Here is a 23,430-nt window from a genome sequence, read left to right as displayed (position 1 = left end):
CACCTGCCGTACGGGCTGGTGATATGAGGTGGCCATCTTTTTGATGGCTATTCAGTGGCCTATCTCCGTCAATTTGCTGCGAAAAAGGCGACAAAGTGCACGTTTTTTACACATGCCCGGAAGAACCGAATGACCTTGCGCCAGTCTGTTCTCTCAGGCCTGTTCCCGAGGATGCCGTACAGGACAGTGGCGCAATGCCACGGCAGGCCGCCTACAACCACTTCAAAAGGATTGAAGTCATGACCCACAAGAACAACGTCAGACGTGTTGTTGGTTCCCTGGTTCTAGCCGTTTCCACTTCCACCCTTGCCGCCCCGGCGCCCGAAGGCGATGCCTTCGGCGATTACTGGAGTCCCGGCAAACCCAACCCCGCTCTCTGCAAATCACCGGTGCTGGTTGGCACACCCGTGGGACTGCCGCGGTGTCTGCAGGCGAGCAACGTGATGCACCGCCTGCAGGAGCTGCAGGACATCGCCACCCTCAACGATGGCAATCGCGCTGCCGGTCTGCCGGGCTACCAGGCCTCGATCGACTACGTGAAGCAGACCCTGGAGCGCGCCGGCTACCAGGTGCGGGTACAGCCGTTCCCCTTCACCGCCTACTTTCCCAAGGGACCGGGCACCCTGCAGGCATTGACGCCGCAACCGGCGGAATACGTCTGGGAGGAGGACTTCAACTACCTGTCGCAGACCGATGCCGGCGACGTCAGCGCCCCGGTGGTACCGGTGGACCTGTCCCTCGGCGCCGGCAATACCTCCACCAGCGGCTGCGAAGCGGAGGATTTCACCGGATTCCCCAGTGGCGCCATCGCCCTGGTCCAGCGCGGCAGCTGCAACTTCGAGCTGAAGGCGGAGAACGCCGCGGCGGCGGGTGCGGCGGGCGTGATCATCTTCAACCAGGGCAATACCGAGGAGCGCAAGGGCCTGGAAAACGTCACCCTGGGCGACACCTACGAGGGCGGCATCCCGGCGCTGTTCGCCACCTATGACAACGGCGTGGCCTGGTCCCAGACCCCCGGCCTGCAATTGCGCATGGTGGCGGATGTGATCCGCGAGAAGACGCAGACCTTCAACCTGGTGGCCGAAACCCGACGCGGTGATCCGAAGAACGTGGTCATGGCCGGCGCACACCTGGATTCGGTGTTCGAGGGCCCCGGCATCAACGACAACGGCTCGGGCAGCGCGGCGTTGCTGGAGATGGCCGTGCTGCTGCGCAAGGCGCACCCGCAGAACAAGGTGCGTTTCGCCTGGTGGGGCGCGGAGGAGTCCGGGCTGGTGGGCTCGACCTTCTACGTCAACAGCCTGAGCGATGAGGAACGCAAGAAGATCAAGGCGTACCTGAACTTCGACATGATCGGTTCGCCGAACTTCGGCAACTTCATCTATGACGGCGACGGCTCTTCCTTCGGCCTGCAGGGCCCGCCCGGCTCGGCTGCCATCGAGCGTCTCTTCGAGGCCTACTTCAAGCTGCGTGGCGAGCCTGCCGAAGGCACCCAGATCGACTTCCGCTCCGACTACGCGCAGTTCTTCGAAGTGGGCATTCCCTTCGGTGGCCTGTTCACCGGCGCCGAAGACATCAAGAGCGAAGAGCAGGCGCAGAAGTACGGCGGCGCCGCCGGCCAGCCCTTCGATCCCTGCTACCACCAGGGCTGCGACACCACCGCCAACATCGACCTGAACGCCCTGGAGATCAATGGGGACGCCATGGCCTTCGCCACCAGCTGGCTGTCGCTGTCGACGAAGATCATCGACGACGAGATCGCCGCTGCCGCCGAGCAGGCGAAGGGTGCCAAAACCCTGCGTGTGCAGTCGGTGCGCCAGGCCGAGCGCTGGGGTAATCACTTCGTGAAATGACGGAAGGGCGGCGGGCCTGCGGAGTTTCGTGCTTTCGCAGGCCTTCCGTCTTTTCTGAATTGACCGTAGGAAGTCTCTGCGATTTACTGTATATAAATACAGTATCCGTAGGATTTCCCCTGATGGCCTTGATGATTGTTCCTGGCCCTTTCGGCAGCCCCGCCCCGGGGCTGCCGTTTTTCTCTTCCGCTAACGGGCCGAGCTGATGGGCGCCGTCGTAGCCCTCGATGCCCTGCTCAACGAACGGCGGGTCTGGAAGGGACAGCCCGGCGCTCTGCTGGCTGGCAGCGAGCAGCCCACCGGCCTCGACGTCCTGGACCGGGTCCTGCCCGGCGGTGGCTGGCCTGAGGCCGCGCTCAGTGAAATCCTCGTTCCGGCCGCGGGCCTGGGCGAGTTGCGTCTGCTCTGGCCCACACTGGCACGGCTGACCGCCAGCGCCGAGCGTGTGGTGCTGGTGGCGCCGCCGCATATCCCTTATCCACAGGCCTGGCAGGCTGCCGGCGTTGACCTGCGCTGGCTGGCGCTGGTGGAGGCCAGCGGCCGCGATGCCCTCTGGGCGGCCGAGCAATGCCTGCGCTCCGGCAGTTGCGCAGCGGTGCTGTGCTGGCCGCAACAGGCCGATGATCGTGCCCTGCGTCGCCTGCAGGTGGCCGCCGAAACCGGCCAGACCCTGGCCTTCGCCTACCGTCCGCTGGATGCCGCCCTGAACCCCTCGCCGGCGGCCTTGCGCATTGCCGTCGACGGCTGGCCGGCGCAGCTGCGGGTGCTCAAGTGCCGGGGCGGCCTGCCACCCGCGGCGCCGATCGCCCTGTCCCGGTGATGCCGTCATGCGCTGGGCCTGCATATTGCTGCCGCAGTTGGCGCTGGATGGCGTGCTGCGCGTCCATCCCGACCCCGAAGCGCCCCTGGCGCTGGTGACGGGCACGCCCCAGCGCCGCGTGCTGCGTGCCCTCAACCCGACGGCCAAGGCCCTGGGGCTGCGCCCTGGCCAGTCGCTGACCGCCGCCCACGCCCTGACTCGTGATTTCACCCTGGTGGAGTACGACCCGGCGCGGATCGAGCACTGGCAGCAACTGCTGGCCGCCTGGGCCTATCGCTTCAGTTCCCAGGTCAGCCTGCGCTATCCGCGCTGCCTGCTGCTGGAGGTGGAATCCAGCTTCGCCCTGTTCGGTCCCTGGCCACGCTTCGAGGCCAGGTTACGGCGGGAACTGGCAGCCCTGGGCTTTCGTCATCGCATCGTCGTTGCGCCCAACCCGGCGGCGGCGCGGGTGCTGGCCAACGCCTACGACGGCCTGGCGGTGGCGAATCAGGGTGAACTGCGTGAAGCCCTCGGGCGCATGCCGGTGGATCGCGCCGGCCTGGCCCGGGAGGCCGCCACCGCCTTCGCCCGCATGGGCCTGCGCCACCTGGAACAGGTGCTGCAGCTGCCCCGCGAGACGGTGGCCAGGCGCTTTCCCGCCGAAGTGCTGCAGCACCTCGATACCTTGCTGGGCGACCGTCCCCTGGCGCTGGAGTGTTATCGGCCGCCGGATGAGTTCGACCTGCGCATCGAGCTGAACTTCGAGGTGGAATCCCACCAGGCGCTGCTGTTCCCCCTGCGCCGTCTCACCGCTGACCTGGCCGCGTTCCTCGCCTGCCGTGACAGCGGCGTGCAGCGCTTCACCCTCCATCTGGAACACCGCGATCTGCCGGAAACCCGGGTGCCGGTGGGGCTGCTCAGCGCCGAGCGCGAGGCGGCCATGCTCTTCGAACTGGCCCGTGGGCGCCTGGAGCAGTTGCAGGTGCCGGCCCCGGTGCGTGCCTTCCGCCTGCAGGCGCGGGACCTGCCGGCCTTCGTCCCGGAGCGGCGCGAGCTGTTCGACGAGCGCCCGCAGCAATCCCTGCCCTGGGAGCAATTGCGCGAACGCCTGCGGGCACGTTTGGGAGACGACGCGGTGCACGGCCTGGCTGCCCGTGCCGATCACCGTCCCGAATGCGCCTGGCAACTGGATGCACAGGGCCCGCAGGCACCGCTCCTGCCTGGTCCGCCCCGCCCCGGCTGGTTGTTGCGTGAACCGGTGCCCCTGCGGGACTCGTCCGTCCGCATCCTCGCCGGCCCCGAACGCATCGAGTCCGGCTGGTGGGATGGCGGCGACGTGCGTCGCGACTACTACCTGGTGGAAACCCGCGCTGGCCAGCGTGGCTGGGCCTTCCGCACAGTGAACGGGGAGGGGCCGCTGCTGTTGCACGGCTGGTTCGCATGAACGCCTACGCCGAGCTGCACTGCTTGTCCAACTTCAGCTTCCAGCGCGGCGCCTCCAGTGCCGAGGAGCTGTTCATGCGCGCGAAGGATCATGGCTACGAAGCCCTGGCGATCACCGACGAATGCACCCTGGCCGGCATCGTCCGCGCCTGGCAGGCCTCGAAGAAGAGCGGGTTGCCCCTGGTGATCGGCAGCGAAGTGCGGGTCGAGGGCGGTCCGAAGCTGGTGCTGCTGGTGGAGAACCTGGCCGGCTACCAGCGCCTTTGCCGGCTCATCACCCAGGCCCGGCGACGGGCGAAGAAGGGCGAGTACCGCCTGTTGCGCGACGACCTGGCCGAGCCCACGGATGGCCTGCTGGCCCTCTGGGTGCCGGACCGGGAAGACGACGACCGCGAAGGCCCCTGGCTGCGCCAGTGCTTCTCCGAACGCCTGTGGCTGGCGGTGGAACTGCACCAGGGGCCGGACGATGCCGGCCGCCTGGAGCGCCTGCTGGCCCTGGCCGAGCGCGTCGGCATCCCGCCCGTGGCGACTGGCGATGTGCACATGCATGCCCGTGGCCGCCGCGCCCTGCAGGACTGCATGACCGCCGTGCGCCATCACTGCACGGTGGCCGAGGCCGGGCTGCGGCTGTTCCCCAATGGCGAGCGCCACCTGCGCCGTCGTGAGGTGCTGGCTGGCCTCTACCCGGCGCAGCTGTTGGCCGAATCGCTGTGCATCGCCCGTCGCTGCGAGTTCAGCCTGAGCCAGCTGGATTACCAGTACCCCCGCGAGCTGGTGCCGGAAGGGCATAGTCCCAGCACCTGGCTGCGTGCCGCCACCGAGAAGGGATTGCTGCGACGCTGGCCCGACGGCGTGCCGGCCAAGGCGCGGGCGCTGGTGGAAAAGGAACTCGCGCTGATCACCGAACTGGGCTACGAGAGCTACTTCCTCACGGTGCACGACATAGTCGAATTCGCCCGCCGCCAGGACATCCTCTGCCAGGGACGCGGCTCGGCGGCCAACTCGGTGGTGTGCTTCGCCCTGGGGATCACCGAGCTGGATCCCTGTGTCTTCACCGAACTCCTGTTCGAGCGCTTCATGTCGAAGGAGCGCAACGAGCCGCCGGATATCGACGTCGACTTCGAGCACGAGCGCCGCGAGGAGGTCATCCAGTACCTGTTCCGCCGCTACGGGCGGGGCCGGGCGGCGCTCACGGCGGTGGTCAACACCTACCACGGCGCTGGCGCGGTACGCGATGTGGCCAAGGCGCTCGGCTTGCCGCCGGACCAGGTCAATGCCCTGGCCGATTGCTGCGGCGGCTGGAGCGACAAGGGGCCTTCGGCGGAGCGTCTGCGGGAAGTGGGTTTCGACCCGGAAAGCCCGGTGCTGCGCCGGGTCGTGACGCTGACCAACGAGCTGATCGGCTTTCCCCGCCACCTGTCCCAGCACCCCGGCGGCTTCGTGATTTCCGAAGCGCCGCTGGACAGCCTGGTGCCGGTGGAAAACGCCACCATGGCCGAGCGCACCGTCATCCAGTGGGACAAGGACGACCTCGACCTGGTGGGGCTGCTGAAAGTGGACGTGCTGGCGCTGGGCATGCTCAGCGCGCTACGCCGCTGCTTCGCCCTGATCGAGCGCTATCGCGGCATCCGGTGGACCATCGCCACCCTGCCCAAGGAGGACGAGGCCACCTACGACATGATCGGTCGCGCCGACACCATCGGCGTATTCCAGATCGAGTCGCGGGCGCAGATGTCCATGCTGCCGCGACTGAAACCCAGGGAGTTCTACGACCTGGTGATCCAGGTCGCCATCGTCCGTCCGGGGCCGATCCAGGGGAACATGGTCCATCCCTACCTGCGTCGGCGTAAGGGAAAGGAAGAGGTGACCTATCCCAAGGACGAGCTGATCCCGGTGTTCGAGCGCACCCTGGGTGTGCCGCTGTTCCAGGAACAGGTGATGCAGCTGGCCATAGTCGCCGCCGACTACACGCCCGGCGAGGCGGACGAACTGCGCCGCAACATGGCTGCCTGGAAGCGTCATGGCGGCCTGGAGCACCACCGTCAGCGGCTGACGTCGCGGATGCTCGCCAAGGGCTACGAGCCGGACTTCATCGAGCGGATCTTCGAGCAGATCAAGGGCTTCGGCAGCTACGGTTTCCCCGAATCCCATGCCGCCAGTTTCGCCCTGCTCACCTATGCCAGCTGCTGGCTGAAATGCCACGAGCCGGCCGCCTATGCCTGCGCCCTGATCAACAGCTGGCCGATGGGCTTCTACAGCCCCGACCAGGTGCTGCAGGATGCCCGCCGCCACAGGATCGTGGTGCGTCCGGTGGATGTGCGTCATTCCGACTGGGATTGCTCCCTGGAGCCGGCGGGCGAGGAGGGCGAACCGGCCATTCGCCTGGGGCTGCGGATGGTGCGGGGGTTTCGCGAGGACGATGCCAGGCGCATGGAGACCCTGCGGCAGGCCGCCCCCTTCAGCAGTGTCGGTGACCTGGTCCAGCGTGCCCATCTGGACGCCCGCGCCCGCGAACTATTGGCCGACTCCGGCGCCCTGCGCGGCCTGGCCGGGCACCGTCACCGGGCACGCTGGGCGGTCGCCGGGGTGGAGGTGCAGGCACCGCTCTTCGCCGGCCTGCCGGAGCAGGAAGAAATGCAGGTGGCCCTGCCGCTGCCCAGCGTGGGCGAAGACATGCTCACCGACTACGCCACCCTGGGCACCACCCTCGGGCCGCACCCCGTTTCCCTGCTGCGCGCGGCCTTGCGCAAGCGGCGCTGCCGCAGCTCGCGGGAGCTGCTGGCGGTGGATCACGGACGGAACCTCAGCGTCGCCGGCCTGGTGGTCGGGCGCCAGCGCCCGCAGACCGCCAGCGGGGTGATCTTCGTCACCCTGGAAGACGAACACGGCATGGTCAATGTGGTGGTCTGGCACGACCTGGCCGAACGCCAGCGCCGGGTACTGGTGGGCTCCCGGCTATTGCAGGTGGACGGTCGCCTGGAGTCGGTGGATGGCGTTCGCCACCTCATCGCCCGCCGCCTGCACGACCTGACGCCGCTGCTGTCGGGGCTGGACGTGAGAAGTCGGGATTTCCACTAGATCGAAGAAGATCGCCACCCATTGGCAGCGAAAGATGGGTATCGCAGGCTCAACCCACCCTACGGATTGCGCGCGTACTGGACGGCGTTTGCGGACTCTTCGATCGAACATCAACCCCCGTGGGAGCGAATTCATTCGCGATTGAAATCGCTCCCACAGGGACAGGTGAGAACCGGAAGCTCCAGCCTGCTTACGACGAGACCTGTTTCACCGAAAATGCCTGCGCATTGGCGAATCTTGTAGGGACGAATTCATTCGCCAAGGGGCGCGTCGCGCCCCCCAGCTCTACAAGGAGTTCAGTGCGGGACAACCGGTGCGTTCTTCGCCTTGTGCCGTCGGAACGAGCGGGAAGAGTGGGGGGGCGAAGACCGGCCGTGATGGTGGTGGTGATGGTGGGAGATCCTGAGCATGGCCCACAGCAACGCGACCGCTGCCAGCAGCCAGCCCATGATCATCAGGGCTATGAAAATTTCGGGACCCATTGCGAACCGCCTCTGGCGCCGAAGTGGAGGGCGCACGACATGAGTCTAGCCGGGCCAGTGTGACGGCCAATTGAAGCCGGCTGCCTTTGGTCGGCTGGCACACTGGAATCAGACGAGGTGCGCCTGCTAACCACACTCCTGTGCCATGTTGCGCTTGGCCTTCTCGGTCGGCGCGTTACGGTATTGCTCGGTCCAGAACTGGCACTTGGTATCGCTCAGCCGGCGCTGTTCCTCCAGCCGCTCCTGGCGCTCGTTGTCCGCGCGCTGGGCGGCGTTGTAGTTTTCCTCGTACTTCTGCAGGCGCTCTTCGCCTGTGCTCGGCGGCGCGGGCGCCGGTTCCGCTTGCGGTGGAGCAGGGGGCGGGATGAAGACCTCCGCCACCGGTGCCTTGTTGCCGCCTGCGTAGAGCTGGTAACCGAAGTAGCCGGTCAGGCCGATGGCGATGAAACCGAGCCAGACCCCCAGGGCGACGCTGAGGGTCAGGACCAGAGGATTGAAACTGATGCGCAGGATGCGACGTGGGCGAGCCATGGAGCCTCCAGAACGGTGTGGCGGCAGGTATTCAGTGTACCTCCAGCACCTCGAAGGTCTGCTGGCCGTTGCCGATGGTCAAGGTCACCTCGGCGCCTGCGGCCTTGCCCAGCAGCGCCTGGCCCAGGGGTGAGCGCGGGCTGATCACGGTGATTTCCTCGCCTTCCTCGACCACTTTCAGGCCGGCGGCCTCGGGGCCGAGGAACAACCGCTGTTCACTGCCATCCTCGGCTGCCAGGAGCACCAGCGCGCTGAGCTGAATACCGCGCGCCGGGTCGAAGGGGCGCAGGTTGAGGCTCTCGAACAGCCCCAGTGCCTGCCTGATCTCCGCGGCACGGCGCGCCTGGCCGGTGGCCAGGTAGGAGGCTTCCAGGCCGAGGGTGTCGTACTTGTTCTCGGCGATGTTCTCCTCGTGGGTAGCCGCCTCATAGGCGGTCTGCGCAGCGCGTTGCAGCAATTGCAGGTCGGCGGCGAGCTTGTCGAGGATCAGGCGATGGATGCGGGCTTTGTCCATGGGCAGAAGGGGTCGAAGGGCCGGATCCGGCATTCTAAAAGCCTTCCCGTGCGGGAGGAAAACGGGTTCGTACAAGAGGAGGACGAACTTGTGCACAGTGTTGGCGCAGAAGGACGTTAGTACCAGCTTCCGGAGAGTGCCCGGAGCGCGTTTTTCATGCCATTCGTCGCCGTCTGGAACGCACGTGCAACACAGGTTCCAGGCGCTTTTCAGAGCAAAATGCCCCGCAACGGGGCGCGTAGGGGCTTGACAGTTTCAAGTTGTGCACAGTTGCGATGCAGCCTCGCAAAGCGCTGGTGAAATACCCCGTAAGCGCTTGATTCTCAGCGATGATTTCGTAACTACATGAAAAATAAGGATTTTTATAATTGGTGAAAAAATCATCAGTTTGAGCGGAGGCCACGAGCCATGAGCACTCGGTGACGTTTCGAGCATCTTCTCAACAGAGTTATCCACAGGTTCTGTGGATTTGTCCTGAGCACTTGCTCTAGAACGCCACCTGCGGCAATTGCAAGACTTTACCTGCCACGAAAAAGGAGTAGAGTTGCGCGCCTTTCCGGCCACCTGCCCTTTTTCATGAAGTTCCGCGTCCCCGCTGAGTCCGTTTCCAGCCAGCAAACCCTGCCCACCCGCGTTGCCCTCTGGCTGCTGGACAGCCCGCGCCTGGGACAGGCGCAGAGCGTGAAGCGGATCGCTGGCAAGTTGCTCAAGCAGCCGGCACGGGAAGGCGTGGTCGTGGCGCAAAGCCGCCTGGGGCAGATGCTCTGCCGCGACTGCGGCAACCAGCGCGACCGCCGCATCGGCCTGGACATGCTGCGCCAGGCCGCCCGCGCCGGCGACCGCCGTGCACAGCTTGAATTGGGGCGCCTGTGCAGTCAGCCCCGCGTCAACGAACCCGAGCAGGCCCGCCACTGGCTGGAACAGGCCGCTTCCCAGGGTTCCCACGAAGCCAAACGCCTGCTCAGCCGCCTTCCTCAGCATTCCTGATCGCGCCGCGCGCCGCTGGGTATACTCCCGGCATTCCAGCGCGGAGCCGCTCATGCCCCTAGATATCCCCAACCTGTTGATCGGCCTGCTCGCCGCCGCCGTCCCCCTCCTGGGCCTGGCCTGGCAGCAGCAGCGCAAGCTCACCGCCTTGCAAACCGAACAGACCCTGCTCGAAGAGCGCCTGGCCAATGCCCAACTGGCCCAGGACGGGCTCGCCGTCCAACTGGACGACAGCCGCGAGGAAAATCGCGAGCTCAACCATCTCAATGCCGCCCAGCAGGCCGAACTGGCAGCCCTGCGCCGCGAGGCCGAGCTGCTCGGCGTAGAGCGCCAAAGCGCCCGGGAAGCCTTGCTGGCCTGGAACCAGGAGCGCGAGCGCAAGGACGCCGAGCTGCGCCGCCTGGATGCCGACCGTGCCAGCCTGGAAGCCGAGCTGCGGGAGCAGCGCGAGTCCCACGAGCAGCGCATGACCGACCTGCAGGCGGCTCGTGACGATCTGCGGGCGCAGTTCGCCGAACTGGCCGGGAAAATCTTCGACGAGCGCGAGCAGCGCTTCGCCGAAACCAGCCAGCAGCGCCTTGGCCAGTTGCTCGATCCGCTCAAGGAACGCATCCAGGCCTTCGAGAAGCGGGTGGAAGAGAGCTATCAGCAGGAAGCCCGCGAGCGCTTCTCCCTGGGCAAGGAGCTGGAGCGCCTGCAACAGCTCAACCAGCGCCTGGGCGACGAAGCCACCAACCTGACCCGCGCCCTGAAAGGCCAGAAGACCCAGGGCAACTGGGGCGAGCTGGTGCTGGAGCGGGTGCTGGAGCATGCCGGCCTGGAGAAGGGCCGCGAATACCAGACCCAGGTCAGCCTGAAGAGTGCCGAGGGCGAGCGTTTCCAGCCTGACGTACTGATCCAGCTGCCGGGCGACAAGCAGGTGGTGGTGGACGCCAAGGTCAGCCTCACCGCCTACCAGGCGCTGATCGCCGCCGACGACGAAGCTGCCCGTAACCAGGCCCTGAAGCAGCACGTGCTGTCCTTGCGCAGCCACCTCAAGGGTCTGTCGGTAAAGGACTACCAGCGTCTGGATGGACTGCACAGCCTGGACTTCGTGCTGCTGTTCGTGCCCATCGAGGCCGCCTTCGCCGCCGCCCTGCAGGCCGATCCGGGGCTGTTCCAGGAAGCCTTCGAGCAGCACATCGTGATCGTCAGTCCGACCACTTTGCTGGCCACCCTGCGGGTGATCGACAGCCTCTGGCGCCAGGAGCGGCAGAGCCAGAACGCCCGCGAGATCGCCGAGCGAGCCGGGGCGCTGTACGACAAGTTCGTCGCCTTCGTCCAGGACCTGGACGAGATGGGCAGCCGCCTGCAACAGCTGGACAAGGCCTACGCCAACGCCCGCAACAAGCTGGTGGAAGGCCGTGGCAACCTCATCGGCCGGGTGGAAAACCTCAAGCTGCTTGGCGCCCGCGCCAGCAAGAGCCTGCCGAACGACCTGCTGGAAAGGGCAGCGGGGTTGCCGCTGCTGGATGAGCAGTTCGAGGGGTGAGTCATGGGACAGGCCTGCGGCCTGCCTGGCGAATGAATTCGCCCGTTCGGGATTGTGCCGGGGGTGGGCCGGGGGGTGAGGGCCAGCCACCGGCTGGCTCGGTGCTCTGCCATTTCGCGAATGAATTCGCTCCTACCGGGAAGTGCCCAGGCTAACGCCGGTACGGACGGCTCACTCTCCCTCTGGGGCGCAGAGCGGCGGCCGGGGTAGAAGAGGGCGGACTTCTCGGCCACACCTCCCTCCCCATCGCGCACAAATTCATCCCACCAACTTCAACCCGCCGCCTCCGCCGCAGCCCGCTGCGCGGCAGGGGAGCTTGCCAGGTAATCCAGCGCCACCCGCAGGTCGCCTTCGGTGCGGGGATGGAAGCCCGGCCGGAAGTAGCGCAGCACCGCCACGCCGATGCTGCCCATGGGCGGCAGCATGTCGCGCTTGCCCAGGGCGTGCCAGAGGCGGAGGAAGCCCCGGTGGTAGCGGGTGGACGGGTCCTGGCGCATCAGCGTGCGCATGGACTGGCTGAACAGGAAGATCAGCGCACCGCTGGCCACCAGCATGTAGAACCAGCGCATCAGCAGGTTGCCTTTCAGGTGCACGTGCAGGTCGTGGGCCACGCAGCGGTGTTCCACCTCCTCGGCACCGTGCCAGCGCAGCAGGTCGAGCATCACCGGGTCGGCGTCGTCCAGGCTGCGGGTCGTGATGATCCAGTTGCCCAGCACGCAGGTGAAATGTTCCACCGCGGCGATCAGGCCAACCCGCTGGCGCAGCCACCAGGGCTGCAGCCAGCGGGTGAAGGCGTTTTCTCCCAGGGGGTAGTCGCACAGCACCTTCTCGAACAGCCAGTAGATGCCCCTGGTGAAGGGCGTCGGGTCGATGCCGTGGCGTTCCAGGTAGGGGGTGAGCGCGCTGTCGTGGGCTCGGGCGTGCTGGGCTTCCTGGCGCACGAAACCGCGCACATCCTCGCGCAACTGCTCGTCGGTGATCAGCGGCAGGGCCTTGTTGTAGACCCGGCAGAACCAGAATTCCCCGGCCGGCAGGATCAGGTGCAGGGTGTTCATGATGTGCGAAGCCTCCGGCTCGCCGGGCACCCAGTGCAGCGGCGTGTCGGCGAAGTCGAAGCGCACCTTGCGCTGTTCGAGGCGGTGATGCTCTTGGCTCATGGACAGGTCCTCAGGCAGACAGGTTGAGGCGCGCCAACAGGCGCGACAGCCAGGGGGCGAAGCGCCATTGGGCAACGCTGAGATGGGCCTCGCTCCCCACGGCCTGCACCGGCTTGTTGCGCTCCACCGCATCGGCGATGCGGGTGGCGACGGTTTCGGCGGTGAGGTTGCGGCGCTGGTAGAGGCGCTGCACCTTGGCCTTGCGCCTGGCTTCGGCTTCCCCGTCCAGGCCGTTGAAGCGGGTGGCCTGGATGATTCCGGTATTGACCAGCCCCGGGCAGATCGCGGTAACACCGATGCCCTTGCCGGCCAGTTCGGCTCGCAGGCATTCGCTGAGCATCAGCACCGCGGCCTTGCTGGTGGCATAGGCGGCGTAGTTGCGCGAGGGCACGAAGGCGGCCGCCGAGGCGACGTTGACGATATGCCCGCCCTTGCCGGCCTCCAGCATCTGCCGGGCAAACAGCCGGCAGCCGTCGATCACGCTCCACAGGTTGACCCGCAGCAGGCGTTCCCAATCCTCTGGGCGGGTGTCGAGCATGGCGCCGGCCATGCCGATGCCGGCGTTGTTGACCACCAGGTCCGGGCTGCCGAACGCGTCCCGCACCCAGGCGGCGAAGGTCTCCATCTGTGCGCTGTCGCTGACGTCCAGCCGCCTGGCCCAGGCTTCGGCGCCCAGGGCCCTGGCCAGCTCCGCGCTGCGCTCGGCGGCGGCCAGGTCGATATCGGCGGCCAGCACGCTAGCGCCGCGCTCGGCGAATTCCAGCAGCGTGGCGCGGCCGATACCGCCGCCGGCACCGGTCACCAGTACGAGCTTGCCGGCGAAGCTGCCACTGCCGGGGCGTACCTTGGCCAGTTGCAGGGCGCGGCTGGCGTCGCCTCCTTCCAGGTGATCGACGAACTCGCGGATCCAGCCGGCCAGGCGGCTCGGATCGGCCATCAGTTGCCAGTGGCCGGCGGCCACCTCTCGGCGCCACAGGCGCGGTACCCAGCGATCGAGATCCTGGAACAGCTGCGGACGGACGAAGCGGTCGCGGGTGGGCACGATCAGTTGCACCGGCACCTCGGTCGGGCGCTGGCGCGGGCGGAACAGGCTGGTGATGAAGTTGGCGCGGTAGAGCTTGACCCCGTGGTGGCCATCGGACGCCTGGGTCGGATTGGGCCGTGATTCGCGGACGCCTTCCAGCCGCCGCAGCAGGGTCGGCCAGGCGCGGGCCAGCCCGGCGCGCCAGAGCAGCTCAGGCACCAGTGGGGTATGGAAGAAGCCGATGTACCAGGAACTGACCAGTTGCCCGATGACCTGGCCGAACGCACGCGGGCGCTTCTCCTTCAGGCGGGCGCGCATCCAGTGGCCGACATGATCGAGGCAGGGGCCGGAAATCGTGGTGTAGGAGGCCAGCAGCGGCTGGATGCGGGGTTCGGTCACCGCTTCCCAGGACTGGATCGAGCCCCAGTCGTGGGCCACCAGGTGCACCGGGCGATCGGGGCTGACAGCCTTGATCACCGCTTCCAGGTCATTGGCCAGCTTCTCCAGCCGGTAGTTGCCGGTCTTGCGCGGAATGTCCGAGGCGCCGGCGCCACGTACGTCGTAGGCGATGATCTGGCAGTCGGCGGCCAGCTCGCGGATCAGCGGCAACCAGACCTCGTGGTTATCGGGATAGCCGTGGACCAGCAGCAGGGTCGGGCCGGCGGCGTTGCCCCAGCGGTAGGCGGCCAGTTCGACGCCATCGCCCTTCACGGCGAAGCGCTGGGGTTCCAGCATCAGCGGCGCGTTCATGCGGCCACCTGCTTGCCCTGCTGGCGGGCCTGCCAGCGGCGCACGTGGGGCAGGTCGTCATCCAGCCAGAAGGCGCTGTCCCCGGTCACCACCAGAAGTTCTTCGAACTTGGCGCCGACGCCACGGAAGCCCAGGTGCGGTTCCACCGCCCAGAGGCCGGGTGTTGGCGGATGTTCCGAACGGCTGTTGCTCGACCACAGGGGCGACCAGCCTTCGCGGCGGCCGGTGATCAGCGCGTTGCGGGTCAGGGTGTAGATGTTGCGCACGCCGAAGCGGGCGATGGACAGGCCCTGCTTGCGCTCGCCGAGCTTCTCCACCCGGTGGGCCAGCACCTCGAACGGATAGGCCTTGTGCCGGGGCAGGGTGCCCTGGCGGGCGCAGAGGCTGTCCACCGCCTGACTGACCCGGGCCAGCGGCTGGCGCTGCTGCACGAGGTCGAGGATCAGCTGGCGATGCTCCATCAGGTCGTCCATCAGGCGCTCGACGACGAGGTTGCTGCCCAGGGCACCGGAGTAGCCGATATCCGCCGTGTAGGCGCCCAGGGTAGGCGCGCAGTCGAGGATGAACGGCATGCCTTCCTCCAGTCGCTGCTTGCCGGGGTAGAAGGCCAGGTTGAAGCCGCCCAGGTGGCGCAATCCGTCGAAGCCCTTGAAGGCGGTGCGTGGACCGAACCAGGCGAAGGGCTGGTGGAACCAGTCGCGCACACCGTGATCCTGCAACCAGGTCTTCATCAGGGCGGCGGCTTCCTTTTCGCTGATGCCGGGTTTCAGTTCGGCGGCGATGGCTTGTGCGCAGCGGTAGGCCAGTTGCTGCACATTGCGGAACTCGGAAAGGTCTTGGGCGCTGAGGGCAGGGGCGGGCATGGGAGTCTCCGTGTCGTGACTGTTACATCAGTCAATGTCACGGTCATTCTTGAACAGGAATTCCGGCCCTGGCCATAGCTTGCCGGTGCTTGGAGCTACCGCTGTTACCGCGTTACCGAATGGTTGCAGGGCTTGAAATAGAGCGCCTGCGACGGCGTTTTTCCATCGCCGCGAATGCTGTCCCATGACAAGTCCAGCCAATGGTTGGGCCAATCCGGAGGCTGTTGTTGGCGGAAGAGGGGCGGCGATATGATCCGGCCCATGAAAAATGTCCCCTCCTTTCTCAGCAGGCTCCTCAACCAGGCCGCCGAACCGCCGGCGGTGCCGGACGCCGAATACACGGTGGACGAACTGGCCCTTGAGGCCGGCACCACGGTACGCAACCTGCGCGCCTATCAGGATCGCGGCCTGCTGCCGCCACCGGAGCGGCGCGGAAGGGTCGGCATCTACAATGGCGAGCACCTCGCGCGGCTACGGCTGATCGGCCAGTTGCTGGAGCGCGGCTACAGCATCGCCAGCATCCGCGAACTGCTGGACGCCTGGGAACAGGGCCGGGACCTGGCTCACGTGCTGGGGTTGGAGCAGGCCATCGTCGGCGCCTGGAACCTGGTGGAACCCACTCGCCTGGGCTTCGACGAAGTACAGGCACTGTTTGGCGCCGATCTCACCGACGACAATATGGACCTCGCCCGCGAACTGGGCCTGATCGAGTTCGCCGGCGACCACCTGCGGGTGCTCAATCCGCGCGTGTTCAGCGCCGGGGTTCAGCTCTACCGCTCCGGGATTCCGCTGGACGTGCTGCTGGCCCAGTTCGTCGCCATCCGCCGCCAGGTGGAGCCGGTGTCCGCCGGCATCGTGCGGATGATCGTCGAGCACCTGGTCAACCCGCTGCTGTCCGGCAGCCTGCCCCATGTCAGTGAGCTGGATGACCTCAATCGCCAGCTGCTGGCGCTGCGTCCGCTGGTGGAACAGGTGGTGGACAGCGAACTGGCGCGTGGCCTGCAGCTCTCGGCCAACCAGGAACTGGGCGAGCGGGTGGGCGAGCTGTTGAAAGGCTTCCTCAAGCGCTGACGCCAACGGGAACCCATTCATTCTTTTCGGGACCGGGCTGCGCACGCCGAGGCGGTGCGAGCAGCGCACCCTACGCGATTGCCGCGAGCGTCATGCCTACAGCCCCAGGCTTCCTCTCACCGCCGGCAGCGCCTGCGCCCCGTCATAGGTCGTCACTCCCGCCAGCCACTGCTCCAGCACCTCTGGATTGGCTTTCAGCCAGGCTTTTGCAGCCGCTTCGGGTTGTTCCTTGTCATCGAGAATGGCGCCCATGATCTGGTTCTCCATGGCCAGGCTGAACTCCAGGTTCTTCAGCAGGGTGCTGGCCAGGCCCGTGGTGGCGGAGATATCGGCCCAGCCGACCTCCGCCATGCGCACGGTCTGGCAACTGGCGGGCTCGGCCGCTGGCGTGGTCAGCGAGTAGCTGGTGAACAGGGATGCAGCGAGCAGGCACAGGACGTTCTTCGACATGGTTGACGCTCCTATCGGGCGGCGATGGCAGAAGTCAGCGGGATGCTGCGGGGCTCTTCGGGCCCCTTCGCCTGCCCGAGCATAGGGAGGGCTGAACCGGCCACTTGATAGGAAACGACATCTTCTGCCGCAGCCAGGAACGGCGGGGGAGGGTGTTGATCTTTTGCGCTGGCAACTCGTCGCTTGACGTCAATTCCGCCCATTTTCGCTCCCCTAGATTGGCTCCCGAAGCAGGCCGCCGAGCCGCACGAACACCACCTGGGAGGAGTACCGATCATGCAATCCGTCGAAGCCATCAAGCTGCAAACCTCCATCGAAGGCTGGGCCGAACAGGACCCCGAAACCGCCTTTACCCTGCCGTCGCGCTACTTCTTCGAGGAGAGCCTGTTCAAGGCCGAACGCGACCGCATTTTCATGCACGCCTGGCATGTGGCCGGGCACAAGAGTGAGTTCCGCGAGCCGGGCCAGTACGTGGTGGTGGACCTGTTCGACCAGAGCGTGGTGGTGGCGCGCGGCATGAAGGGCGAGATCCGAGCCTTCCACAACGTCTGCCAGCACCGTGGCAACCGCCTGCTGGAAGGCCGTCGCGGCACCACCGGCGGCGTGGTGCGCTGCGCCTACCATTCCTGGTGCTACGAGATGGACGGCAGCCTGCGCAGTGCCCCCCGTTGCGAGCGCATGAAGGACTTCGAGCTGCAGCAGTTCAATATCCCGCAGGTGCGGGTGGAGGAACTGGGTGGCTTCATCTACTTCAACCTCGATCCCAAGGCGCCGTCCCTGGCCGAGCTGTTCCCCGGCGCCGACGAGGAGATGCACCGGGTCTTCCCCGACCTGGACCGCATGCGCCTGATCGAGGAGCAGGACGTGATCGTGCCGGCCAACTGGAAGGTGATCATGGACAACTCCATCGAGGGCTATCACTTCAAGCTGTCCGGTCCCTGCCACATCGACCTGGCCAAGCTGATCGACTTCAAGGGCTACCGCCTGACCAGGCGCGACAACTGGTGGACCTACATCGCCCCGGCCAACCTCCAGGCCGGCGAAGCCTACGGGGTGAAGCTGCGGGAAGACCTGAACCCGCACGAGTGCTTTTTCAACATCGGCATGTGGCCGAACAACACCTTCTACACCTTCCCGTTCTCCGAGTTCCTCGGCACCTTCATCATGATTCCGCTGGATGCCGAGCGCTCCCTGCTGCGCTTCGGCTACTACAGCTCGAACGAGGAGACGGCGGAAGTCAGCAAGGCCTGCATGCGCTGGATGAACGAAGAGCTGGGGCCGGAAGACATCGAGCTCAACATCACCGTGCAGAAGGGCCTGCATTCCCTCGGCTACGACCAGGGCCGCTACATGATCGACGCCCAGCGCAGCAACGAGAGCGAGCACCTGGTGCATCACTTCCATCGCCTGGTGTTCCAGGGCATCCACGGCGAGGAGCGGGCCTGAGCCCGCTTCCGGAGGACGCGCCATGTCCGAGTTCGATTACCTGATCGTCGGCGCAGGCTCGGCCGGCTGCGTGCTGGCCAACCGCCTGGGCGCCGAGCCCGGCGTGAAGGTGCTGGTGCTGGAAGCCGGTCCGCTGGACCAGAGCTGGACCATCGACATGCCTTCGGCCGTGGGCATCGTCGTCGGCGGCAGCCGCTACAACTGGAGCTACAGCAGCGAACCCGAGCCCTGGCTGGACAATCGCCGCATCGGCACGCCGCGCGGGCGAACCCTGGGTGGTTCCTCGTCCATCAACGGCATGGTCTACATCCGGGGCCATGCCCGCGACTACGACAACTGGGCCGAGCAGGGCTGCCACGGCTGGAGCTACCAGGAAGTGCTGCCCTACTTCATCCGCGCGGAGAACCACGAGCACGGCGCAAATGCCTACCACGGCGACGCCGGGCACCTGCACGTGACCGCAGGCAATATCGATACGCCGCTCTGTTCCGCCTTCGTCCAGGCCGGCGTGGAAGCGGGCTACGGGCAGAGCCGTGACCTCAACGGCTTCCGCCAGGAAGGCTTCGGCCCGGTGGACCGCACCACCCGCAAAGGCAGGCGCTGGAGCACCGCCCGTGGCTACCTGGCCGAGGCGCTGCAACGTGGCAATGTCACGGTGGCGACCGGCGCACTCAGCCTGCGCATTCTCTTCGAGGGACGCCGCGCCTGCGGCATCGAGTACGAGCAGAACGGCGAGGTGCACCAGGCCCGCGCCCGCCGCGAGGTGATACTCGCCGCCGGGGCGATCAACTCGCCGCAATTGCTGTTGCTGTCGGGCGTCGGCCCGGCCGAGGAAATTCGCACCCATGGCCTGCCGCTCGTGCATGACCTGCCCGGCGTCGGTCGGCGCCTCAACGATCACCCCGACACCGTGGTGCAGTACTTGTGCAAGCAGCCGGTGTCCATCTACCCCTGGACCCGTGCGCCGGGCAAATGGTGGATCGGTGCGCGCTGGTTCGTCAGCCACGATGGCCTGGCCGCCAGCAACCATTTCGAAGCCGGCGCCTTCATTCGCTCGCGGGCGGGCGTCGAGCACCCGGACCTGCAACTCACCTTCATGCCGCTAGCGGTGCAACCGGGCAGTGTCGATCTGGTGCCGGCGCACGCCTTCCAGATCCATATCGACCTGATGCGCCCCACCAGCCTCGGCAGCGTCACCCTGCGCGGCGCCGACCCGCGACTGTCGCCACGCATCCAGTTCAACTACCTGAAGAGCGAACAGGACCGTGCCGATATGCGTGCCGGCGCGCGGCTGGTACGGGAAATCATCGAGCAGCCGGCCATGCGTGCACTGAAAGGCAAGGAGCTGGTACCGGGGCCGGAGAACCTCAGCGACCAGGCCCTGGACGCCTGGGCCCGGCGCGTGACCGAAACCGGCTACCACGCCAGCGGCACCTGCAAGATGGGGCCGGCGTCGGACCCGGAAGCGGTGGTCGATCCACAGCTGCGGGTGCACGGGCTGGAAGGCCTGCGAGTGGTGGACGCCTCGATCATGCCGATCATCGTCAGCGGCAACACCAATGCGCCGACCGTGATGATCGCGGAGAAGGCCAGCGATATGATCCGGGGCCAGGCACCCCTGCCTGCGGCCGGGGTGCCGGTGTGGACCCATTCGGATTGGCGTGGACAGCAACGATAACCAGAGCACTCAAGAGAGGTGCCGAGTGGAAGACCTGAACTCCCGGGAACGCCCGCTGCGCGTCGGCCTGCTGCTGTTGCCGTCGTTCCCCAGCCTGGGGCTGGCGGCGGTGGCCGAGCCGTTGGCCATCGCCAACTGGCTGAGCCAGAAACCGCTGTTCCAGTGGACCCTGTTGTCGCTGGACGGCCAGCCGGTGCAGGCCAGCAATGGCCTGTCCAGCCAGGTGGAGGCGGGCATCAGCCCGGAGCAGGAGTTCGACCTCTGCTTCGTCATCGCCAGCTTCGATGTGCACCGGCACTGCCGCAACAACCTGCTGAAGAGTTGGCTGCGCAAGCAGGCACTGTTCGGCGCCGTGCTGGTGGGCGTGGAAACCGGCACCGAGCTTCTGGCCGCCGCCGGCGTGCTGGACGGCTATGACGCCGCGGTGCACTGGGACAACCTGCCGGGCTTCCAGGAGAGTTATCCCAAGGTGCGCTCCCGCGCCCAGCTCTACTGCCTGGACCGCCAGCGCCTGACCTGCGCCGGCGCTGCCGCCATCCTCGACATGATGCTGACCTGGCTGGGCAGCCGGGTCGATGCTGATCTCGCCCGGGAGATCGGCATGCACCTGCTGGTGGGGCAGGTGCGTGCGCCCACGGAGAGCCAGCTGGACGATGGCCAGCAGGGCGAACCGCTGCACGAGGGCAAGTTGCGCCGCGCGGTCAGGCTGATGGAGCAGACGCTGGAAGAGCCCCTGGACTGCGAGGCCATCGCCAGCCGCGTCGGCCTGTCGCGCCGGCAGCTGGAACGCCAGTTCAAGCAGCACACGGGGCTGTCGCCGCTGAAGTACTACATCGCCCTGCGCCTGGCCCGCGCCCACAACCTGCTGCAACAGACCAACCTCAGCGTCGCCCAGGTGGCGGCCAGTTCCGGCTTCGGCTCCCTGGAACATTTCTCCCGCGCCTACCGCGCCCGTTTCGGCTGCCCGCCCAGCGAAGACCGCAGCCAGACCTGGACCGCCCCGGTGATGCGCCAGCCACTGACCCGGCAGGGGGCGTAGGGAAGGGCGGATCTGCGATCCGCCCGGCGATTGAAATTGCCCCCACAGGAGGAGCACCAGCCCTGCAGGCGCGAGTCACCCCTCGCCCGCTTGCGGGAGAGGGGCCGGGGGTGAGGGAAGTGGGCCTCGCTCGAATCCCGATGGCAGATCTACGATCCGCTTTCGCGACTGAAGTCGCTCCCACAGTGAAAGCCCCGAAACTAGGGATAGCGATTTCCCTGCTCGATGTTTCCGTAGGTTGGGCAGAGCGACGCCCAACAATCCTGGGTTCATCCCCTGTCGGGCTTCGTGAAACTCAGCCACAACCCACGGCAGCACCGAGTTCCACCGGGCTACAACCGATACTCCACCTCCTCCCGATCCAGCATCCGCCTGAGCGCCGCGAAGTGCTTCTCGGCGAAGTCCGGATACTCCAGCCATTGCCGCGCCGTCTTGCGCGCTACTTCGTCGCTGGCGATGCGCAGCGGCCGGCCGGTGGCCAGCGCGGTCATGTAGGTCTCGCAGGCGCGCTCGAAGTAGTAGAGGTCGTCGAAGGCCTGGGCCACGCTGGTGGCGGCGACCATCACGCCGTGGTTGCCCATCAGCAGCACCGGCTTGCCATCCAGCAGGCGGCTGACCCGTTCCGCCTCGTCACCCAGCCCCATGCCGTCGAAGCCTTCATCGATCGCCACGCGCTCGAAGAAGCGCATGCAGTTCTGCTCGATGGGCGGCAGCCGCGAGTCGGCCAGGCAGGCCAGCGCGGTGGCGTATTTCGAGTGGGTGTGCAGCACGCAGCGGGCCCGGGGCTGGTTGCGGTGCAGGGCCCCATGCAGGGCCCAGGCGGTGATGTCCGGGGCGTCGGGGCGGTCGAGGGTGCTCGGGTCGTCGGCGTCCACCAGGATCAGGTCGCTGGCGCGGATTTCCGAGAAGTGCTTGCCGTAGGGGTTGATCAGGAACTGCCGCCCATCGGCGGATACCGCCAGGCTGAAGTGGTTGGCGATGGCCTCGTGCAGGCCCAGGCGCGCGGCCCAGCGGAAGGCGCAGGCGAGGTCGACCCGCGCCTGCCAGTGATCGAGCTTGTCCATGGGGACTCCATGCGGGGTGGGTTGCTGGTTCCGAGTCTAGGGAGCCGGAGCCGGGCGACTTGATGTGGAGCGACCTCCCCTGGCGCGTTCGTTCAACCGATGCAATGCGCCAGCGTTTCGCCGCATTCCGTCAACCGCACGCCAGCGGCCTGGCCGACAGTGACGCCACCTTCAATCCGAACCCAGGAGATGCCCATGGCGACCCACCAACTCTTCATCGATGGCCAGTGGCGTGACCCGGTCGAGCCCCGGCTGCGGCCGGTGATCAACCCAGCCAATGAGGATGTGCTGGCACAGGTGGCGGTAGCCGGTGCGGCGGATGCCGAGGCCGCCATCAGCGCCGCGCGCAGGGCCTTCGACCAAGGCGACTGGCCGTGGCTGGGAGTCTGCGAGCGGGCCACGATCCTGCGGCGCATCGCCGAGGCCGTCGAGGCCGATGGCGAGCATCTGGCACGCCTGGAAACCCTCAACGCTGGCAAGACGCTCGGCGAAAGCCAGGGCGACGTGGCAAACGTGGTGGCGACCTTCCGCTTCTACGCCGCCTTGCTGGAAGGCGAGGGCGGGACGACCAACACCTACGCGCCGGCCCATGTCATCAGCCTCAACCAGCGCGAGCCGGTGGGTGTTTGCGCGCTGATCGCGCCCTGGAACTATCCGTTGCTGCAACTGGCCTGGAAGGTCGCCCCGGCATTGGCTGCGGGCAACACCCTGGTGGTCAAGCCGAGCAGCCTGACGCCGCTGACGGCCTTGCGCCTGTGCCAGCTGGTCGAGCAAGTCGGTTTGCCGGCAGGGGTATTCAACCTGCTCACAGGGCCCGGTGAGATTGGCGAGCGGCTGGCCGCCAGCCCGGAGGTCGACCTGGTGTCCCTGACCGGAGGCGCAACGGCCGGCGGCAAGGTGATGCGTGCGGCCAGCGGCAACTTCAAGCGGGTGGCACTGGAGTTGGGCGGCAAGAACCCCAACATCGTCTTCGCCGACGCCGATTTCGATGTGGCGCTGGACCAGGCGCTCAACGCCGTTTACTTCAACGCCGGCCAGGTCTGTTCGGCGGGCTCGCGGCTGCTGGTGGAAGCCGGCATCCATGACGATTTCGTCCAGGCCCTGGCCGAACGGGTGAGGCGCATTCGCCTGGGTGACGGGCTGGCCGAGGCTACGCAGATGGGGCCGGTGATCTCCGCCGGCCAGCGCAATCAGGTCCTGGGCATGGTCGAGGGTGCGCTGGCCGAAGGCGCCCGGCTCCTGGCCGGTGGGCGGGTACCGCAGGGCGAGGGGTTCGAGCGGGGCTTCTGGCTGGAGCCGACCCTGCTGGGCAATGTGCATGCATCCATGGGGATCGCCCGCGAGGAAATCTTCGGCCCGGTGATCACCGTCGAGCGATTCGAGGGGGAGGCCGAGGCGCTGCAACTGGCCAACGGCACGCCCTTCGGCCTGGCTGCCGGTGTCTGGACCCGCGATCTCGCCAGGGCCCATCGCGCGGCCCGCCGGCTGCGGGCCGGCACGGTGTGGATCAACGACTACAACGCCGCCTTCCCCCAGGCGCCCTGGGGCGGCTACAAGTCCAGCGGCATTGGTCGTGAGTTGTCGCGGGCCGGGCTGGAGGAGTTCAGCGAGCTCAAGCATCTCTACCTGAACACCAGCCCCGCGGCGTTGAACTGGTTTGGCGTGTGAGC

17 protein-coding genes and 1 pseudogene are annotated in these 23,430 nt (G+C 66.9%); 11 read left to right on the top strand and 7 right to left on the bottom strand.

From position 1 onward, the window contains the following. The first annotated feature begins 239 nt into the window (after positions 1-239). From FXN65_RS21295 to FXN65_RS21280, 4 genes are all read left to right on the top strand, one after another. Positions 240-1,853: a M28 family metallopeptidase gene (locus FXN65_RS21295; RefSeq protein WP_151136144.1), complete on the top strand. Its 1,614-nt coding sequence runs from the start codon at positions 240-242 to the stop codon at positions 1,851-1,853. A 205-nt stretch (positions 1,854-2,058) separates the two neighbouring features. After that, positions 2,059-2,673: a translesion DNA synthesis-associated protein ImuA gene (gene imuA, locus FXN65_RS21290; protein WP_151136142.1), complete on the top strand. Its 615-nt coding sequence runs from the start codon at positions 2,059-2,061 to the stop codon at positions 2,671-2,673. 7 nt (positions 2,674-2,680) lie between these two features. Next, positions 2,681-4,096, top strand: a complete 1,416-nt coding sequence (locus tag FXN65_RS21285) for a Y-family DNA polymerase (RefSeq protein ID WP_151136140.1) — start codon at positions 2,681-2,683, stop codon at positions 4,094-4,096. Continuing rightward, positions 4,093-7,173 (top strand): error-prone DNA polymerase, encoded by a 3,081-nt coding sequence (locus FXN65_RS21280; protein WP_151136138.1) that lies wholly within the window; start codon positions 4,093-4,095, stop codon positions 7,171-7,173. The genes FXN65_RS21285 and FXN65_RS21280 overlap by 4 nt, the downstream gene beginning before the upstream one ends. 608 nt (positions 7,174-7,781) lie before the next feature. Here the strand turns inward: FXN65_RS21280 and FXN65_RS21270 are convergent. Then, positions 7,782-8,186, bottom strand: coding sequence for a hypothetical protein (locus tag FXN65_RS21270; RefSeq protein WP_151136134.1), 405 nt, complete (start codon positions 8,184-8,186; stop codon positions 7,782-7,784). Between the two features lie 31 nt (positions 8,187-8,217). Then, positions 8,218-8,700: a GreA/GreB family elongation factor gene (locus FXN65_RS21265; RefSeq protein WP_151136132.1), complete on the bottom strand. Its 483-nt coding sequence runs from the start codon at positions 8,698-8,700 to the stop codon at positions 8,218-8,220. A 576-nt stretch (positions 8,701-9,276) separates the two neighbouring features. On the opposite strand from FXN65_RS21265, the gene FXN65_RS21260 reads away from it, so the two are divergent. Further along, positions 9,277-9,687, top strand: a complete 411-nt coding sequence (locus tag FXN65_RS21260) for a tetratricopeptide repeat protein (protein WP_151136130.1) — start codon at positions 9,277-9,279, stop codon at positions 9,685-9,687. A gap of 52 nt (positions 9,688-9,739) precedes the next feature. Further along, on the top strand, positions 9,740-11,218 hold the full coding sequence (rmuC, locus tag FXN65_RS21255) for a DNA recombination protein RmuC (RefSeq protein WP_151136128.1): 1,479 nt from the start codon (positions 9,740-9,742) through the stop codon (positions 11,216-11,218). Between the two features lie 272 nt (positions 11,219-11,490). On the opposite strand, the gene FXN65_RS21250 is transcribed toward rmuC, so the two are convergent. Genes FXN65_RS21250 through FXN65_RS21240 form a run of 3 tightly spaced genes read right to left on the bottom strand, consistent with a single transcriptional unit; the run spans position 11,491 to position 15,012 of the window. Then, positions 11,491-12,375: a metal-dependent hydrolase gene (locus FXN65_RS21250; protein WP_151136126.1), complete on the bottom strand. Its 885-nt coding sequence runs from the start codon at positions 12,373-12,375 to the stop codon at positions 11,491-11,493. Between the two features lie 10 nt (positions 12,376-12,385). Next, on the bottom strand, positions 12,386-14,149 hold the full coding sequence (locus FXN65_RS21245; RefSeq protein ID WP_151136124.1) for an SDR family oxidoreductase: 1,764 nt from the start codon (positions 14,147-14,149) through the stop codon (positions 12,386-12,388). Then, positions 14,146-15,012 (bottom strand): M24 family metallopeptidase, encoded by an 867-nt coding sequence (locus FXN65_RS21240; RefSeq protein ID WP_151136122.1) that lies wholly within the window; start codon positions 15,010-15,012, stop codon positions 14,146-14,148. The genes FXN65_RS21245 and FXN65_RS21240 overlap by 4 nt, the downstream gene beginning before the upstream one ends. A gap of 261 nt (positions 15,013-15,273) precedes the next feature. Here FXN65_RS21240 and FXN65_RS21235 point away from each other — a divergent pair, with 261 nt between their 5' ends. Next, a complete protein-coding gene (locus tag FXN65_RS21235) occupies positions 15,274-16,083 on the top strand; it encodes a MerR family transcriptional regulator (protein WP_151136120.1) in 810 nt (269 codons plus the stop codon). A gap of 96 nt (positions 16,084-16,179) precedes the next feature. On the opposite strand, the pseudogene FXN65_RS28340 reads toward FXN65_RS21235, so the two are convergent. Beyond that, positions 16,180-16,380 (bottom strand): annotated as a pseudogene (locus FXN65_RS28340) (glycine/betaine ABC transporter substrate-binding protein); the annotation flags it as partial. 429 nt (positions 16,381-16,809) lie between these two features. On the opposite strand from FXN65_RS28340, the gene FXN65_RS21225 reads away from it, so the two are divergent. The 3 genes from FXN65_RS21225 to FXN65_RS21215 are packed head-to-tail and all read left to right on the top strand — an operon-like array spanning position 16,810 to position 20,696. After that, entirely contained in the window at positions 16,810-17,979 is a 1,170-nt protein-coding gene (locus tag FXN65_RS21225; RefSeq protein WP_151136116.1) for an aromatic ring-hydroxylating oxygenase subunit alpha, read from the top strand. 22 nt (positions 17,980-18,001) lie between these two features. Further along, on the top strand, positions 18,002-19,657 hold the full coding sequence (locus FXN65_RS21220; protein WP_151136114.1) for a choline dehydrogenase: 1,656 nt from the start codon (positions 18,002-18,004) through the stop codon (positions 19,655-19,657). Between the two features lie 25 nt (positions 19,658-19,682). Then, on the top strand, positions 19,683-20,696 hold the full coding sequence (locus FXN65_RS21215) for a GlxA family transcriptional regulator (protein ID WP_151136112.1): 1,014 nt from the start codon (positions 19,683-19,685) through the stop codon (positions 20,694-20,696). 332 nt (positions 20,697-21,028) lie between these two features. Here FXN65_RS21215 and FXN65_RS21210 read toward each other — a convergent pair whose 3' ends face one another. After that, complete coding sequence (locus FXN65_RS21210) at positions 21,029-21,760, bottom strand: class II aldolase and adducin N-terminal domain-containing protein (RefSeq protein ID WP_151136110.1); 732 nt, start codon at positions 21,758-21,760, stop codon at positions 21,029-21,031. A gap of 195 nt (positions 21,761-21,955) precedes the next feature. Here FXN65_RS21210 and FXN65_RS21205 point away from each other — a divergent pair, with 195 nt between their 5' ends. Beyond that, positions 21,956-23,428 (top strand): aldehyde dehydrogenase family protein, encoded by a 1,473-nt coding sequence (locus tag FXN65_RS21205; protein WP_151136108.1) that lies wholly within the window; start codon positions 21,956-21,958, stop codon positions 23,426-23,428. Positions 23,429-23,430: the final 2 nt, after the last annotated feature.

Origin of the sequence: Pseudomonas lalkuanensis, assembly GCF_008807375.1 — a bacterium.
GTDB lineage: Bacteria > Pseudomonadota > Gammaproteobacteria > Pseudomonadales > Pseudomonadaceae > Metapseudomonas > Metapseudomonas lalkuanensis.
Note: the sequence above shows the minus strand (reverse complement) of the source record. Positions and strands in the feature narration are given on the sequence as shown.

What these genes read in the sequence shown, in the direction of transcription:
- FXN65_RS21240 (WP_151136122.1), bottom strand. Translation starts at nt 15,012, where the DNA reads ATGCCCGCCCCTGCCCTCAGCGCCCAAGACCTTTCCGAGTTCCGCAAT.
- FXN65_RS21250 (WP_151136126.1), bottom strand. Translation starts at nt 12,375, where the DNA reads ATGAGCCAAGAGCATCACCGCCTCGAACAGCGCAAGGTGCGCTTCGAC.
- FXN65_RS21220 (WP_151136114.1), top strand. Translation starts at nt 18,002, where the DNA reads ATGTCCGAGTTCGATTACCTGATCGTCGGCGCAGGCTCGGCCGGCTGC.
- FXN65_RS21225 (WP_151136116.1), top strand. Translation starts at nt 16,810, where the DNA reads ATGCAATCCGTCGAAGCCATCAAGCTGCAAACCTCCATCGAAGGCTGG.
- FXN65_RS21265 (WP_151136132.1), bottom strand. Translation starts at nt 8,700, where the DNA reads ATGGACAAAGCCCGCATCCATCGCCTGATCCTCGACAAGCTCGCCGCC.
- FXN65_RS21235 (WP_151136120.1), top strand. Translation starts at nt 15,274, where the DNA reads ATGAAAAATGTCCCCTCCTTTCTCAGCAGGCTCCTCAACCAGGCCGCC.
- FXN65_RS21280 (WP_151136138.1), top strand. Translation starts at nt 4,093, where the DNA reads ATGAACGCCTACGCCGAGCTGCACTGCTTGTCCAACTTCAGCTTCCAG.
- FXN65_RS21285 (WP_151136140.1), top strand. Translation starts at nt 2,681, where the DNA reads ATGCGCTGGGCCTGCATATTGCTGCCGCAGTTGGCGCTGGATGGCGTG.
- FXN65_RS21245 (WP_151136124.1), bottom strand. Translation starts at nt 14,149, where the DNA reads ATGAACGCGCCGCTGATGCTGGAACCCCAGCGCTTCGCCGTGAAGGGC.
- FXN65_RS21295 (WP_151136144.1), top strand. Translation starts at nt 240, where the DNA reads ATGACCCACAAGAACAACGTCAGACGTGTTGTTGGTTCCCTGGTTCTA.
- FXN65_RS21210 (WP_151136110.1), bottom strand. Translation starts at nt 21,760, where the DNA reads ATGGACAAGCTCGATCACTGGCAGGCGCGGGTCGACCTCGCCTGCGCC.
- imuA (WP_151136142.1), top strand. Translation starts at nt 2,059, where the DNA reads ATGGGCGCCGTCGTAGCCCTCGATGCCCTGCTCAACGAACGGCGGGTC.
- FXN65_RS21205 (WP_151136108.1), top strand. Translation starts at nt 21,956, where the DNA reads ATGGCGACCCACCAACTCTTCATCGATGGCCAGTGGCGTGACCCGGTC.
- FXN65_RS21270 (WP_151136134.1), bottom strand. Translation starts at nt 8,186, where the DNA reads ATGGCTCGCCCACGTCGCATCCTGCGCATCAGTTTCAATCCTCTGGTC.
- FXN65_RS21260 (WP_151136130.1), top strand. Translation starts at nt 9,277, where the DNA reads ATGAAGTTCCGCGTCCCCGCTGAGTCCGTTTCCAGCCAGCAAACCCTG.
- rmuC (WP_151136128.1), top strand. Translation starts at nt 9,740, where the DNA reads ATGCCCCTAGATATCCCCAACCTGTTGATCGGCCTGCTCGCCGCCGCC.